Here is a 14,590-nt window from a genome sequence, read left to right as displayed (position 1 = left end):
AACTATTCCATGAATGCATGTATTTTTACACCAAAATTGAAAACGTATGATGAACATCCTAGTTACCGGAAGTAACGGACAGTTGGGCAGTGAACTGAATGAACTGGCGCAGGATTATCCTGATTTCGGGTTTTTCTTTACCGATGTGGATGAACTGGACATCACCGATAAAGTTGCGGTTGAAAAGTTTGTCGTAAACCACAACATTCACTGCATAGTGAATACAGCCGGCTACACTGCAGTGGATAAGGCAGAATCTGAGCCTGACAAAGCCATGCTGCTCAATGCTACATCCGTGGGATACCTGGCTCAAATCGCAAAAAAATATGATGCATCATTGGTGCATATTTCAACCGATTATGTGTTTGGTGGTCATTATCACAAGCCTTTGAACGAAGACCAGCAACCTGAACCCAATTCGGTTTATTCCCGGTCAAAATATAACGGTGAGCAGGAGATTCTTAAAAATGGAGGGAAGGCAGTTGTTGTTCGAACGTCTTGGCTTTATTCACAATTCGGAAATAATTTTGTTAAAACAATGATCCGGCTTGGCAAAGAGCGGGATTCGCTAAATGTAGTTTTCGACCAGGTGGGAACCCCAACTTATGCAGGGGACCTGGCAAAAACCATCCTTGAACTCATCCCTCGCTGGGTTAATCTTAAGAAAACTGAAATCTTTCACTATTCCAACGAAGGGGTGGCCAGCTGGTACGATTTTGCATTGGCCGTTCACCGGATTGCAGGTATTCACTGCAAAGTGAACCCAATCGAGACAAAAAACTATCCGTTACCTGCTGCCCGTCCCTATTACAGTGTGATGAACAAGGAGAAGATTAAAAAGCAGTTTGGAATCACCATTCCCCACTGGAGGGACAGTTTAGCTATCTGCATTGCCAAAATTTTACAATGACCAAACAACTGGCTAAGGTGAAAAAAATCCTGCACGACAGACCCGTTGTCATCATCTTTTTACTCCTGTCAATCGCTGGATTGCCTTTCGTTTACGTAACCAGGGCACTTGACCCGGTGCTGGCGCCAGGAACATTGTTAATCTCCATAATCTTGTTTCTGTTCCTGACAGTTCTGATGTTTAAAAGCTGGAAAAGACCTTTCCAATTTGACTTTGCAATACATCCATTTTTCCTTATTTATCTTGGGTATGTAGCATTTTCGGGAGTTTCGCTCCTCGTATCCGTAAATTTGGGTGAAGGCCTCTGGGATTGGCTGCGCACGGCTCAGTATTTCATTTTTTTCATCATCGCTGTTCTGATATTTAAGGAAAGCAGCATTATCCACCTGACGATTCCCAAAATGGTATTGATTTACTCAACAACTATCCTGATAACCGGCATTTATCAACTGGTTGTTTTATTACAAAATTCTCCACTCGATCATCAATCCTCTTACCTTATCACCAGCGTCTTAGCCCATCGAAACCTCTTTGCTGAAATGCTGTTTCTGACCATTCCTTTTTTGCTGATGGGTGTTTACTTTCACCGTACCTGGTGGCGGTATGGTTTTCTGGCACTCACGTTCCTTTCACTCCTGATGATTACCCTTTTACTCGTTCGTTCAGTTTGGCTTGCAACTGTCGCAGCAACTGTCGTTTCGGGTTTGATGTTGATTTTTTTCAGGAAATCACTTGAGATTACCTTCTCAAAGATCACTTCATTAATTATTTACCTTGCTGTTGCACTGATGATTGTGGTGGCTGCGACCGGGCTTTATTCACGCCTGAGCACCTTTGAAACCTTCCGTAAACAGGCTGATGTAATCGGGAGTTACAAATTTGGTTCGGCGCTCGAACGGGTGGTTCTATGGGAAAAATCGCTGGAGATGTTCAGTGAAAGACCATTGACAGGCGTGGGCGCCGGCAGTTGGAAGATACTCCTCCCAAAATATGGAACTGAAGGATTGCGCTCGGCTGAAGGGGTGATCATTTTTCAAAGGCCGCACAATGATTTTGTTTGGGTACTGGCCGAAAACGGAATTTTTGCCTTCCTGTTTTATTTTGCCCTGTTGGTCCTTGCGTTCATGTTTTCGATAAGAATCATCAGAAAATCAACACAGTTAAACGAGAAATATGTTGGTCTTTTCTTGCTGTTCTTTGTAACCGGATATGTCATCATTGCTTCCCTGAGTTTTCCAAAAGAGCGTCCCGATCAGTCAGTTTTTCTACATCTCACTTTTGCTTTTCTTTTCGTTAAAAATGAATTGATTCTCAAGACTTCGAAACAATTTTCCAAATCCATAATTACCTTTTCTTTTCTGATTTTCATTGGATTGCTCCTGTTCACGTTTTATGTCGGACTGATCAGACTCAAAAGTGAAATCCATACTAAAAAAGCCTTTGAACACCGCGCTAACAGCAACTGGCAAATGATGATTGATGAGATTGAAGTGGCCGATACTTACTTTTCAAAACTCGATCCGACGGCAACGCCATTGCGCTGGTACAGCGGGCTTGGCTGGTACAACCTGGGGGAAAAAGATAAAGCGCTGGCTGATTTTCAGGATGCCTACCAGTCAAATCCCTTTCACATGCATGTGCTGAACAATCTTGCCACCTTCTATGGGATAAAAAATGAAAACGAGCTAGCAATACATTTCTACAAAAAGGCTGTTCAGATTTCTCCCACATTTGCGGAGGCAGCAATGAACCTCGCTGTCATCTATTTATTAACTGGCCAGCCAGATTCAGCTTATCTTGTGCTAAGGGTAACTGAAAATGCTCAAACACATCCGAACTACCGTACCCTCGTCACACAAATTACCAATCAACGCATTGAAGCCCTGAAAGAAACCGTTGACGATCGTGTAATGAGCCTCGCCCTTACCCGGATCAGAAATTCTGATGACTGGATGGTTAAAGTATTTGAACAGGCCATCCACGATCATAATGAGCTGGACCGTCAGCTGATCATCGAAGTCGTTTATTTGTTGGAGAAAGTGGATAAAAGCATCAATCAGTATGAGGCTGAACTTTACCGACAAAAATACCTCTGAAAGCAAAACGGCATTTTTTGATCACTGATCATAATTTTTCTACTTTTGTCAGCAATAATCAACGATATTACGTTCAACCTTTACATTGTTTAATTTCAAATGAAAACAAGGATAACGCTATTTTCAGTTTTACTATACATTTTTTTGACCTCAGCTGTTATTTGCCCCTCCAAATTAATCGGACAATCGATTGTCAATATTACCCCTTCCTCCGGAACCCAGGGTCAGGTGCTGACTTTAACCCTTACTGGGCAAAACACAAACTTTATGCAGGGAACAAGCACAGCATTCTGGCTCAACCAGGCGACTTCTACGATAATTTTTCCTGAAAGCATTACAATTACTTCAAACACTGAGATGTCAGGGATATTCCTGCTTTCGAACAGCTACCCATACGGTACTTACGATGCAACTGCAAACACCACGGTGAACGGCATGATGACCCTGCCTGAAGCATTCCAGCTGCAACCCAACCCCAATCCTCCATATCTTGCGGCAATAGACCCTAACCACGCTGAAAAAGGTGAAACCATCGATTTATACATATCAGGCCAAAACACCAACTTTGAAACTGGAACAGGCACATTTGTCTGGTTCAGCCAGGGGTCCAACATTATCACCCCAAATTATTCCAACACCCTTAGCAATACCCTGATCAAAGCCAACTTTTCGTTTAGCTTCTGGCATCAACCGGGATTCTATGATGTACAAACAAATAACCAATTGGATGGAACACTAACCCTTGATCAAGGATTTGAGTTAATGGAAGGACTAACCCCTTCAATCACATCGATAGTCCCTGATAACGGCATTACAGGCACCTTGATTGAGTTAGACATTTATAGTGAAAACACTGAATTCCTTCAAACAGGAGTTGAATCTGCCGCCTTGGAAGGAAATGGCTTTTACCATTTCTTTAACGTTGAAGCCTTAAGCAACACACTATTACATGCTGAATTTGTTATACCTTACACCTTGCCCGCCGGAGTTTACAGTGTTCATGTTTTTGATCAGCAGGAACTGATTTTACCCGAAGCTTTTTTTATGACAACAAACCCTGTTGCTCCGGGAATCTTAACATTAAACCCAAACTCCGCTCAAGTAAATACCACACCTGAAGTTATAATCGAAACGGAATATACATGGTTTGAACACGTCAGCATGATCAATGTGTGGTTAACCAGCAGCAGCACGTTAAATGAAATCTATGCAGTTGAAGTTCAACTAATAAATAACCAGATGATTTCGGCATTATTTGCTATCGCGCCTTTTGAAATCCCGGGATTATATGATTTAAAAATCCTTGATAATATCCATGGTACAATGATCAAGCCTGCCAGTTTCGAACTCATTGACACCCTTGTTGGCATCCACCCTCAACTGCATTTTAAGGAATTCCGGCTAGTTCCGAATCCAACTGATGGTTTATTTCAACTGATTACTGATGAGGATTTCGGCGAGTGTCATGTGGAAGTGCTTGATATCGCCGGCCGTCGGATTCTGGAATCAACTGTAGAACTGATTAACAAAAAGCCAATTGAAATGAATATCAGGGAAAGCAAACCGGGATTTTATATTGTAAAAATCATTACTGGTGAAAAGGAATTCAATTACAAAATTATAAAGCATTGATATCTATGGAAAAAAAGAAGATGGACCCGAAAGTGCTGGAAGCAGCCAATCGCTGGCTTGAAGGCAATTATGATGAAACCACCAAAGAAACAATAAGGGATTTAATGGCAAATAACCCCGACGAACTGGCGGATTCCTTTTACCGGAATCTTGAGTTCGGAACAGGTGGATTACGCGGAATTATTGGCGTTGGCACCAACCGGATGAATAAATACACGGTGGGTATGGCCACCCAGGGTTTAGCCAATTATATCAAAAAAGCCTTCCCCGGCGAAAAAGAATACCGGGCTGCCATTGCTTTTGATAATCGCAACAAAAGCGACTTATTTGCTAAAATTACGGCTGAAGTACTTTCGGCAAATGGGTTCAAGGTTTTCTTGTTTGATGAGTTGAAGCCAACACCCGAGCTTTCTTATGCCATAAGATATTTCAAATGCCATACCGGCGTAATGATCACCGCCTCGCACAATCCCAGGGAATACAATGGCTATAAAGCCTACTGGAACGATGGGGCGCAGTTGATCCCTCCACATGATAAAAATGTGATTGTGGAGGTGGAAAAGATCAAAGTTGAAGAGGTGAAATTTAAAGGAGTAAAGAAAAACATTCAGCTCGTTGGCGAAGAAGTCGACCAGGCATACCTTGCCGAAGTAGATAAGTTATCGCTGTCGGCCGGATCAAACAAAAGGCAGTCGGAACTAAAAATCGTTTACACTCCGCTACATGGTTGTGGGGTGAAGATGGTTCCTGCAGCCCTTGAACGTTATGGGTTTGAAAATGTTTTCAGGGTTTACAGGCAGGATATCAATGATGGAAATTTCCCCACCGTTCATTCTCCAAACCCTGAAGAACCGGAAGCACTTGAAATGGCGCTCGAAAAAGCCCGTAAAGTGGATGCCGATCTGGTGATGGCTACCGATCCCGACTGCGACAGGGTTGGCGTTGCAGTGAAAGACCTGAATGATAATTATATACTGCTCAATGGCAATCAGACAGCCGCTATCCTGACCTATTACCTGCTTCATCTCTGGCAAAAAAGAGGAAGGTTGCTGGGAAAAGAGTTCATTGTAAAAACTATTGTAACGTCTGAATTGATCAAGGATATAGCTGATAAATACGGTGTTGAATGTTATGATGTACTTACCGGCTTTAAATGGATTGCCGAAATCATCCGCGAGAATGAGGGTAAAAAAACATTTATCGGGGGTGGAGAAGAAAGTTATGGCTTTATGATCGGAGACTTTGTTCGCGACAAGGATGCTGTGGCCACCTGCGCCATGATTGCTGAAATCTCTGCATGGGCTGCCAACCTGCGCAAAACTATTTACGAACTGCTGATTGATATTTACGTTGAGTTCGGTTTTTATAAAGAAAGCCTGATTTCGATCACTAAAAAAGGGAAAACCGGCGCTGAGGAAATCCAGAAAATGATGGAAAACTTCAGAACCAAACCACCCAGGAAGATCAATAATTCTGATGTTGTGCTGATTAAAGATTACCTGACCGGCAAAGCCATTGATTTACGCGCAAAAACAGAATCAAAAATTGAACTGCCATCATCCAATGTGCTGCAGTTTATCACTGCCGACGGCACCAAGATCAGCATGAGGCCGTCAGGCACCGAACCAAAAATAAAATTTTATTTCGGTGTGAAAGACCAGTTGCGCGATATAAAGGATTTCGATCAGGTAAACATGCAGCTGGATGAAAAAATAGAGAATGTAATCAAAGATTTAAAGCTCAGAGGTTAGGTCATTTAGGGCATGTTGAAAAACTTCTGATTCTATCGTAAATCAATGGTTTCGGCAAAGTTATTTCAACTATACAGCAAGTTTTACGGGTAGCGTTCTTTAAAGACAATGCATCTTAGATTATTACCTTCGTGTGCCTTACGTAAGGTGTTGTATCTTCGTGCCTTCGTGGCTAAATAAAAAACTTTACCATGATACCAGGGTGCCAGGCTTCCACGAAGTGTTCCAGAAACATTAACAGAAAAAGTGATGGTGAGGGCAAACCGGAAAGCTCTATTTAGCCTGAATATTATTCACCACAATAGTGTCGTTAACCGACTCCGTTGCCCCGGTCCCAAACGCTTTCAGAGTGACTATGTAGCTGCCATTCTGCTGATAGGTTTTGGTAGGATTTGTCTGGGTAGAAAAGGTTCCGTCATCAAAATTCCACTCGTACGAAATTGCATTTGAGCTTTTATTGGTAAAAATTACCTTACCGGGTTCCTGTTGCAGGGTCCAGTCAAAATCGGCTTTCAGGTCTTTGCTGTCTTCATCTTTTTTACAACCTGCCCAAATAACCAGCAGTAGGAATAAACCAAACAGTATCTTGCTTCTCATTGTCGGAATAGTTTTATTTATCAGGCGGCAAAAATAGGATAAAAACCTAATCTGCTACAATAAATCAGCCAGGCAAACGTAAAAGAATCTTCAAATAATGTTTGAAACATCCATTACTTGACGGATGTTTCTTTTTTTTATCAATCAAGCATATTACACAACATGAAAATCGGAAAAAACAAAGTTGTAGGATTTCACTACACACTGACAGACGGCGAAAACAATATCATTGACTCTTCATCCAGTCGCGAGCCACTGACTTATTTGCACGGTCATCACGGGATCATTCCCGGGCTTGAAGCTGAGTTGGAAGGCAAAGCGGTGAACGACGAGTTTAAGGTGAGCATTCAACCCGAGAAAGCATACGGCGCTTACAATAACGACCTGGTTTTCGAAGTCAACCGTTCAAATTTTTCTGACCCTGAAAGTATTGAGGTCGGTATCCAGGTGCAGGGGCAGATGGCTGAAGGCGAACCACCCACTCTACTCACTGTCATTGAAGTTCACGACGATGTGATTGTTCTCGATGGCAATCATCCCATGGCAGGGCAAACGCTCAACTTCGACGTTAAGGTAGTTGAAATCAGAGACGCATCAGCCGAAGAGATCGATCATGGACATGTACATGGCGCTCACGGACATCATCACTAAGAACATTTTTTTGGAAAAATTTTGAGTCCTGCAAAAGAATAATGTTACTTTTGCCGCCTCAAAAATGCCCAGGTGGCGGAACTGGTAGACGCGCTAGTTTCAGGGACTAGTACTCGCAAGGGTGTGCAGGTTCGATTCCTGTTCTGGGCACTGTAAAATATGAAAAGCCTTGTAAACAATTTGTTTGCAAGGTTTTTTTTTGCTTTTAAGATTTCCCGCGCCGTAAAACATTAATCTATCGTTTTTGCCTGAACAAAAACAATCCTCTCCTTTCCTTTGTTTCTTCCACATTAACTTAAAACTGCACTGAATGAAAACAAAGACACAAATCAAACCAGAACGGATTAAAAATGCCCTTTGGGGATTGTTTATCGGCGATGCACTGGCGATGCCGGCACATTGGTTTTACAATACATTGAACATTCCAAAGTACCTTGATGGTCCAGTTGAAGGCTATAAAACACCACCTGAAAAACACATTGAAGCCTCGCTGGTGGGTGCAAAATACAGACCTGATGTTGAAGCTGCGAATAAGACTGGTCGTAACTATGATATTCTTCATCAGCACCTGAAATTTTATGATACAACCTATAATGATTTCAGCACGAGTGGATTTAATATTGACCAAAAGGGTGTTATCAGGGTGGATGACCGATACCATTATCATTACGGACTCAAAGCTGGTGAGAATACGCTCAATGCGCAACTTGTCAGGGTTCTGATGCGGCATGTTGTTGAAAATGGCTGTTACAATCCCGAAAAGTTCCTTGATGCTTTCATCGAATTTATGACCACGCCAAACAATTTCAACGATCCATATACAGAAGGATTTCTCAGACTATGGTTCGAAAATTATTCGAAAGGACTTCCGCCTGCAGCTTGTGCCGATAACCAGTACAGGTATCCTGGAATTAATGCGATGGGGGGTATGATACGACCTTTGGTGTTATCATTATTGCAGAAAGATAGCTTTAACGCCCTGGGTTTTGCATTGGGGCATCAATATCTGACCCATCATAGCGAGAATGTTTCAGCTTCATTGGCTGTGGTGGTTCCATTGCTCAATGCGCTGGTTAATGGTAATAATCCTATGGATTCAATGAAAAGAACGGTTTATCATCTTGGCTTACCCAAATATACCGGAATGGAATTATTTGCCCAATACCAGCATCATGGCGGAATGGGTAACGTGCCTGCAGAAATCATGTGGAAACTGCATTCAGAGTTTAATGACGCCCCATGGGATATCGAGGCTTTTGCAAATAGTCATACCGAAGCAGATGTGCTGAAAAAGATATTTTCCACGGCTTGTTTTGCTGAGCATGGAACCCCTATGTTGTTGTATCTTGCGTGGAAGTATCAGTTTGATTTACGCAGTGCTCTTCTTACCAATGTGAATGCAGGCGGGGATAATGTCCATAGAGGTATGATACTGGGCCTTTTGCTTGGTGCAACATCTCCCTCAATTCCTGATGACATGATAAATGGTTTGATTGCAGCGAAGGAATTGGAGAATGAGATCGATGCATTTGCTGAAATTGCAGCAAGTTGATTCTTTCTTAGTGTTGGCAAAGGTTTGTGGTATATCAATCCCGAACTATCATTCAAGAGGCTAATACCCTGCTGCCTGCCCATCTTTCCTGCTTTCAGAAGCGCCGTGAAAAACATTATTTTCTTTGTCCCAGAGGATAGCCTGGTAACCGCCATATACACCCCGCTGTAATCCAACCTTGTGACCTTTGTCCAGAAGGCCTCTGATCGTTTCATAAGAGATTCCTGATTCAACATTTACCTGGCCAGTTCCTGATGTTGATGTTCCTGTGGGTGTCGATCCACCGGTATGTTCCCACCTTGGTGCATCACCGGCTTCCTGGAGGTTCATGCCGAAATCCACCATGTTCATCACGATTTGAACATGCCCTTGCGGCTGGAAATCACCTCCCATCACGCCAAAACTGATCCATGGTTCGCCATCCTTGGTAATGAAAGCCGGAATGATCGTATGGAACGGGCGCTTGCCGGGTTCGTAAGTATTGGCCTGTCCGCGCACAAGGCTGAATAATTCACCACGATCCTGAAGCATGAAACCAAGTTTTGGCGGAACCATTCCGGAGCCCATGCCACGGTAATTGCTCTGAATGAGCGAAATCATATTGCCATCCTTATCAGCCACAGTCAGATAGATGGTTTCATTCACGCTAATTTCGCCTGCTGTATAAACCCCGGCATGCCTGCCGATCAGCTTCCTTCTTTCATCAGCATAAGTATCGGAAATCAACTCATCAACCGGCACTCCAACAAAATCCATATCGGCAAAATACTTTGCTCTGTCTTCAAAAGCCAGTTTTTTGGCTTCAGTGAAAAGGTGAAGATGCTCAGCACTGCCGAATTCGATGGTTGAAAAATCAAATCCTTCGAGAATTTTAAGCATTTGTAAGGCAGTAACTCCCTGCCCGTTTGGTGGAAGTTCCCAAACATCAAACCCTCTGTAATTCACCGAAACGGGTTCTACCCATACTGAGCGGTGCGCTGCCAAATCTTCAAGTGAAAGAAATCCCCCCTGGTCCTGAACGAAATCAGCCATTGTTTTAGCCATATCGCCTTTGTAAAACACATCCCTGCCACCAATGGCAAGTTTACGGTAGGTCTCAGCGAGGTAAGGGTTTTTGTAAATTTCACCTTCACCGGGTAAGCGCCCCCTATTTTGGGTGATATAAGTTTCTTCAATATTTGGAAAAACCTGCTGTTGATATCTGTTTACTGCTTTCATGTACCAGGCGATCAATTGCGGCATCGGAAAACCATTTTCTGCATAATGGATAGAAGGAGCTAAAATATCACTCATCGACAATTTTCCGAACTTCTGGTGTAATTCAAACCATCCGTCCACACAACCGGGGACGGTTACGGGAAGTGGACCAAGTGCGGGTATCTGCTCCATTTTAAGTTCTTCAAAATATTCCAGTGTCAGGCTTTTTGGCGACCTGCCGCTGGCATTCAATCCATAAAGTTTTTTGGTTTTGGCATCCCACACTATGGCAAAAAGGTCGCCGCCGATGCCGCAGCCGGTGGGTTCCATCAGCCCAAGCGCTGCATTGGCAGCAATGGCTGCATCAATGGCATTCCCTCCGCTTTTCAGGAGGTCTAGTCCGATCTGCGTGGCGAGTGGATGACTTGTAGCCACCATTCCATTTTGCCCCATCACCACCGATCGTGTAGCGAAGGGAGCGCCCGTAACCCTGTCTTGTGCATTCACCACAAGGCAGCTAAAGCAAGCTAAAACAGGGATAATGTAGAATCTTTTTCTCATAAAAAAGCTATTGATTAATGACTTGAATGCCGGGTAAAAGTAGCAAAAACCATTGATTTAGTTGGTGATATCGGGCAATCACCTGCTATCTCACCACGATCTCGCTCACAAACAGCCATGCCGGTTTCCCTTCGCCGGAATGACCCGGAGGGCAAACTCCAAAATTTTTGGCCGTGATGCGCAAATAACGAACATCAGTAGCAGCCTCGCTTGTGCCATAATCCTGGATGTATTTTCCATTGCTCTCCGAATCGTATGGTGTCTGAACTGTTTCGAGCAAGCGGAAATTTTGTCCGTTGGCCGACACCTCAAAGCTGACCCATAGCGGAAGAAAAATCCAGGAAGCAATGGACTGAAGTGCATCGAGTCCGATCGTGTTTATGGTCATTGATTCACCCAAATCAATTACTGCAATCAGGTCGTCACCGGAAAATCCCTTCCATTTGCCATCAGCGAAACTGATCGTCCCACTGATCCCGTCCACAAGTCCATACTGCCCACCCCCGTTATAACGCGGACTGTTTGGATGTTGGATCTGGATTTGAGAAGCAAAAGCCTTATGGATTTCATAATGCGCCGACATGACCTGCCCAGATGCTTTTTCATCTTTAAAAACAGCAGCTTTCAGTCTGGCAGTGCCGGCTATCGAAACCGGCGACCGGTAAAGTGTTGAATGAATGTCCGGCGCGCTGCCATCTGTTGTAAAGCGAATTTCCGGCTGAAAGACTTCGGAGTCCAATTCTACCAGCAATCTCCTGTTTTCAGGATCAAGCCGGGGTGAAGCCTTAACCTGAAAAGCACTCAGGGAGTAGTTCAGGTCGGCATCGGCATATCTTTTATACTGGATTTCCATTCTTTCAGAGAAATCTTCCCAGTCTCTGGTTGCTTTTGGCGACCACAGCACTTCCGATAAAGCTGAAAGCCGCGGGAAGATCATGTACTCTGCGTGTTGAGGGGTTGAAATAAACTCAGACCACACATTGGCCTGAGCACCCAAAACCAGTTCTCCTTCTTCGGTTGTAAGTTCTGCCCGAACAGGCTCGTACAGATAAACCTTTTTGAGTGTGGTATAGCCGCCGTGAGCAACAGGCTCAAGCGACGGATCGCCCTGGTAATGATCGAAATAACAATGGCTTCCCGGAGTCATTACCACCTGGTGACCCATTCCGGCTGCTTCAATCCCTCCTGCCTCGCCCCGCCACGACATCACCGTAGCATTGGGCGCCAGGCCACCTTCAAGTATTTCGTCCCAGCCAATAATCCTGCGTCCGTGAGCATTCAAAAAACGTTCGATGCGATGAATGAAATAGCTCTGCAATTCTTCTTCATTCTCAAGGCCTTCAACTTTCATTCGTTCCTGACATGTTGGACACGATTTCCAGTTGGTTTTATCAGCCTCATCTCCGCCAATATGAATATAAGTTGATGGGAAAAGTTCCATCACCTCAGTGAGCACATTTTCCAAAAATTCAAATGTCTCTTCCTTACCGGCACAGTATATATGGGTGATAGGCCAAACGCCACCGGGCGGAACGCCAAGATTTTCTCCCGTGCATGAAAACTCCGGATAAGCTGCCAGTGCCGACATCACATGGGCGGGCATCTCAATTTCGGGAATGATTGTGATATTTCTGGCTTCTGCGTATGCCACCACCTGCTTCACGTCATCCTGTGTATAAAATCCGCCATAAGTGGCATGCGTGCGATCAGTGGTCAGCGGCCTGTCGTCCCAATGTTTTTCAGGCATTGGAACCCTCCAGGCGCCCACTCCGGTCAGTTTTGGATATTTATTAATTTCCAGCCGCCATCCCTGGTCATCCACCAAATGCCAATGAAAGATATTCATCTTATGCATGACCAGGAAGTCGATTACTTTGTAGATGAATTCGATGGGCATAAAGTGCCTTGACACATCGAGGTGCATCCCGCGATAAGAAAACCTTGGATAATCGATAATCACACCACAGGGTAGTCTTTTTTCTTTATCAGCATCAAGCAATTGCCCAATGGTTTCAAGCCCATAAAGAATGCCTGCCGTTGTATTTGCCGAAAGTTCTGCCCGTTCGGGATTTATTATCAACTGGTAACCTTCGCTGCCAATCCCCTCATTAATGGTTTTGTTAATCACAAGTACCACACTGCTGTTGGGCATTTCTGAAAGTTTTGTTCCAATTTTTAATCTGAATCCCAATTTGGTTTCCCACTGCTTTGCTCTTTCATCAGCCATGGATAATACTTCCTCCTGTTCAGCAACCAGGATTGTTTCTTTGCCAAGCAGAAAATGGCCTTCAGACATCTCTATTTCTGCAGGGTAAGGTATGATTGGCAACTGACCGTAAATAAAACAAAAACAAACGGACAGAAAAAAGGCGAAAAAGAATTTCGTGTGATGTTTCATTTGGAATTTTTGAAAATTAAAAAAATGATGCTCAATGGATGATGGTCAACCAATGAAAACAAAAACAATTCCCTGACAAAAATAGATTGTTTTTGCAATCAATATCATCACGCATCCCATTAAACAGATTATTTTTGCTGCCAAATCACAAAATTCTGTGCAACCGACTGTGAAGGGATATGGATATGCTTTGCTGGCAACGGTGGCGGTGTCAACGGTTTACATTTTCAGTAAAGCAGCGCTGAATGAAGTGAGCCTGGCACAGTTCGGCGTTTACTGGTTTGCGATGGCACTGGTATGGAACGGACTGTTTACTTTACGATCGGAGGAACACCGTCATTTTCGACCCATTTCCCGCAATTCATTTAAGATTCTTTTGTTCCTTGGTTTGCTCGAAATCATTGCCACCGGGGCATTTTATGGCGCCATATCCATCACTCCAAACCCGGCCATTCCATCGTTTTTGCGAAACATGGAGTACATCTTTCTGACACTTTTTGGGGTATTCCTGCTGAAAGAGCGATTTTCAACCGGTGAATTGGTGGGTGTGGTGCTCACTTTCACCGGTGCTTTTGTGATCAGTTTTCAGAAAGGGGCATCCATACAGGATTACCTGTCAGGCACCTCTGGCCTGATGCTGATTTCAACGATATTTTATGGGGTCAGAACTACCATTGCCAAAAAGAATATTTTCACCATAACCCCAACCATGCTGGCGGTGAATCGTGCGGTATTTCTGCTGATTACTTCATTTTTTCTATTGAAAATTCTGGGGCAAAGTATCCGGATTCCCAGCAGTGCCCTCATCAACATTGCCATTGGTTCATTTCTTGGACCTTTTCTGACTTCCTTCAGCCAATACAGCGCGCTGAAGTATATCGAAGCATCACGGGCCTCGATCATACAAAGCACTACAGCACTTTTTGTTTTGATTGGCGCTTATCTCTTTTTCGGGAAATTTCCGGCCGATTATCAACTGGTGGGCGGCTTTCTAACCATCACCGGTGCAATCCTGCTGTTGATCGGAAAAAAAATCAGTCCAAAATTTCGTTGAGCTTTATCCTTTAAATTTCCAGATTTTAGTGGCTCTCGGTTTTTTCAAATAAAAAATGCATAGTATAAAGTTCCTAAATTTTCCTGACAGAAAAAACTTCCTCCCGGAAGGAGCAAGCATTCTGAAAATAATCTGCCAGCCTATGAGCAGGTTACCTGTGAGGGTTTGCGTCTTGATCTGCGTGATTAGCA

At 43.7% G+C, this 14,590-nt stretch carries 10 protein-coding genes and 1 tRNA gene; 8 read left to right on the top strand and 3 right to left on the bottom strand.

Annotation, left to right across the window (positions count from 1 at the left end; translation table 11 throughout):
- Positions 1-46 precede the first annotated feature (46 nt).
- The 4 genes from rfbD (at position 47) to IH598_04085 (ending at position 6,389) form a co-directional block, all read left to right on the top strand.
- Positions 47-910: a dTDP-4-dehydrorhamnose reductase gene (gene rfbD, locus IH598_04100; GenBank protein MBE0637682.1), complete on the top strand. Its 864-nt coding sequence runs from the start codon at positions 47-49 to the stop codon at positions 908-910.
- On the top strand, positions 907-3,006 hold the full coding sequence (locus IH598_04095; GenBank protein MBE0637681.1) for an O-antigen ligase family protein: 2,100 nt from the start codon (positions 907-909) through the stop codon (positions 3,004-3,006). Before rfbD ends, IH598_04095 begins: the two co-directional genes overlap by 4 nt.
- A 99-nt stretch (positions 3,007-3,105) precedes the next feature.
- Positions 3,106-4,638: a T9SS type A sorting domain-containing protein gene (locus IH598_04090; protein MBE0637680.1), complete on the top strand. Its 1,533-nt coding sequence runs from the start codon at positions 3,106-3,108 to the stop codon at positions 4,636-4,638.
- Between the two features lie 20 nt (positions 4,639-4,658).
- Positions 4,659-6,389, top strand: coding sequence for a phospho-sugar mutase (locus IH598_04085; protein MBE0637679.1), 1,731 nt, complete (start codon positions 4,659-4,661; stop codon positions 6,387-6,389).
- Between the two features lie 273 nt (positions 6,390-6,662).
- Here IH598_04085 and IH598_04080 read toward each other — a convergent pair whose 3' ends face one another.
- The gene (locus tag IH598_04080) at positions 6,663-6,986 is read right to left on the bottom strand and encodes a PKD domain-containing protein (protein MBE0637678.1); all 324 of its coding nucleotides are present in this window, start codon (positions 6,984-6,986) and stop codon (positions 6,663-6,665) included.
- Positions 6,987-7,148: 162 nt separating this feature from the next.
- On the opposite strand from IH598_04080, the gene IH598_04075 reads away from it, so the two are divergent.
- The 3 genes from IH598_04075 to IH598_04065 all read left to right on the top strand — a co-directional run bounded on the left by IH598_04075 (position 7,149) and on the right by IH598_04065 (position 9,189).
- Complete coding sequence (locus IH598_04075; GenBank protein ID MBE0637677.1) at positions 7,149-7,637, top strand: peptidylprolyl isomerase; 489 nt, start codon at positions 7,149-7,151, stop codon at positions 7,635-7,637.
- Between the two features lie 66 nt (positions 7,638-7,703).
- A tRNA-Leu gene (locus tag IH598_04070) sits at positions 7,704-7,787 on the top strand.
- 193 nt (positions 7,788-7,980) lie between these two features.
- A complete protein-coding gene (locus IH598_04065) occupies positions 7,981-9,189 on the top strand; it encodes an ADP-ribosylglycohydrolase family protein (GenBank protein ID MBE0637676.1) in 1,209 nt (402 codons plus the stop codon).
- A 60-nt stretch (positions 9,190-9,249) separates the two neighbouring features.
- Here the strand turns inward: IH598_04065 and ggt are convergent, their stop codons facing one another.
- Both ggt and IH598_04055 read right to left on the bottom strand, forming a co-directional pair.
- The gene (gene ggt, locus IH598_04060) at positions 9,250-10,947 is read right to left on the bottom strand and encodes a gamma-glutamyltransferase (GenBank protein ID MBE0637675.1); all 1,698 of its coding nucleotides are present in this window, start codon (positions 10,945-10,947) and stop codon (positions 9,250-9,252) included.
- A gap of 85 nt (positions 10,948-11,032) precedes the next feature.
- Positions 11,033-13,345: a family 20 glycosylhydrolase gene (locus IH598_04055; GenBank protein MBE0637674.1), complete on the bottom strand. Its 2,313-nt coding sequence runs from the start codon at positions 13,343-13,345 to the stop codon at positions 11,033-11,035.
- A 157-nt stretch (positions 13,346-13,502) separates the two neighbouring features.
- Between IH598_04055 and IH598_04050 the strand changes: the two genes are divergently transcribed.
- The gene (locus IH598_04050; GenBank protein MBE0637673.1) at positions 13,503-14,399 is read left to right on the top strand and encodes a DMT family transporter; all 897 of its coding nucleotides are present in this window, start codon (positions 13,503-13,505) and stop codon (positions 14,397-14,399) included.
- The last annotated feature ends 191 nt before the right edge of the window (positions 14,400-14,590 follow it).

Source organism: Bacteroidales bacterium (genome assembly GCA_014860585.1).
GTDB lineage: Bacteria > Bacteroidota > Bacteroidia > Bacteroidales > 4484-276 > RZYY01.
This window is presented reverse-complemented; position numbering and strand designations above follow the sequence as displayed.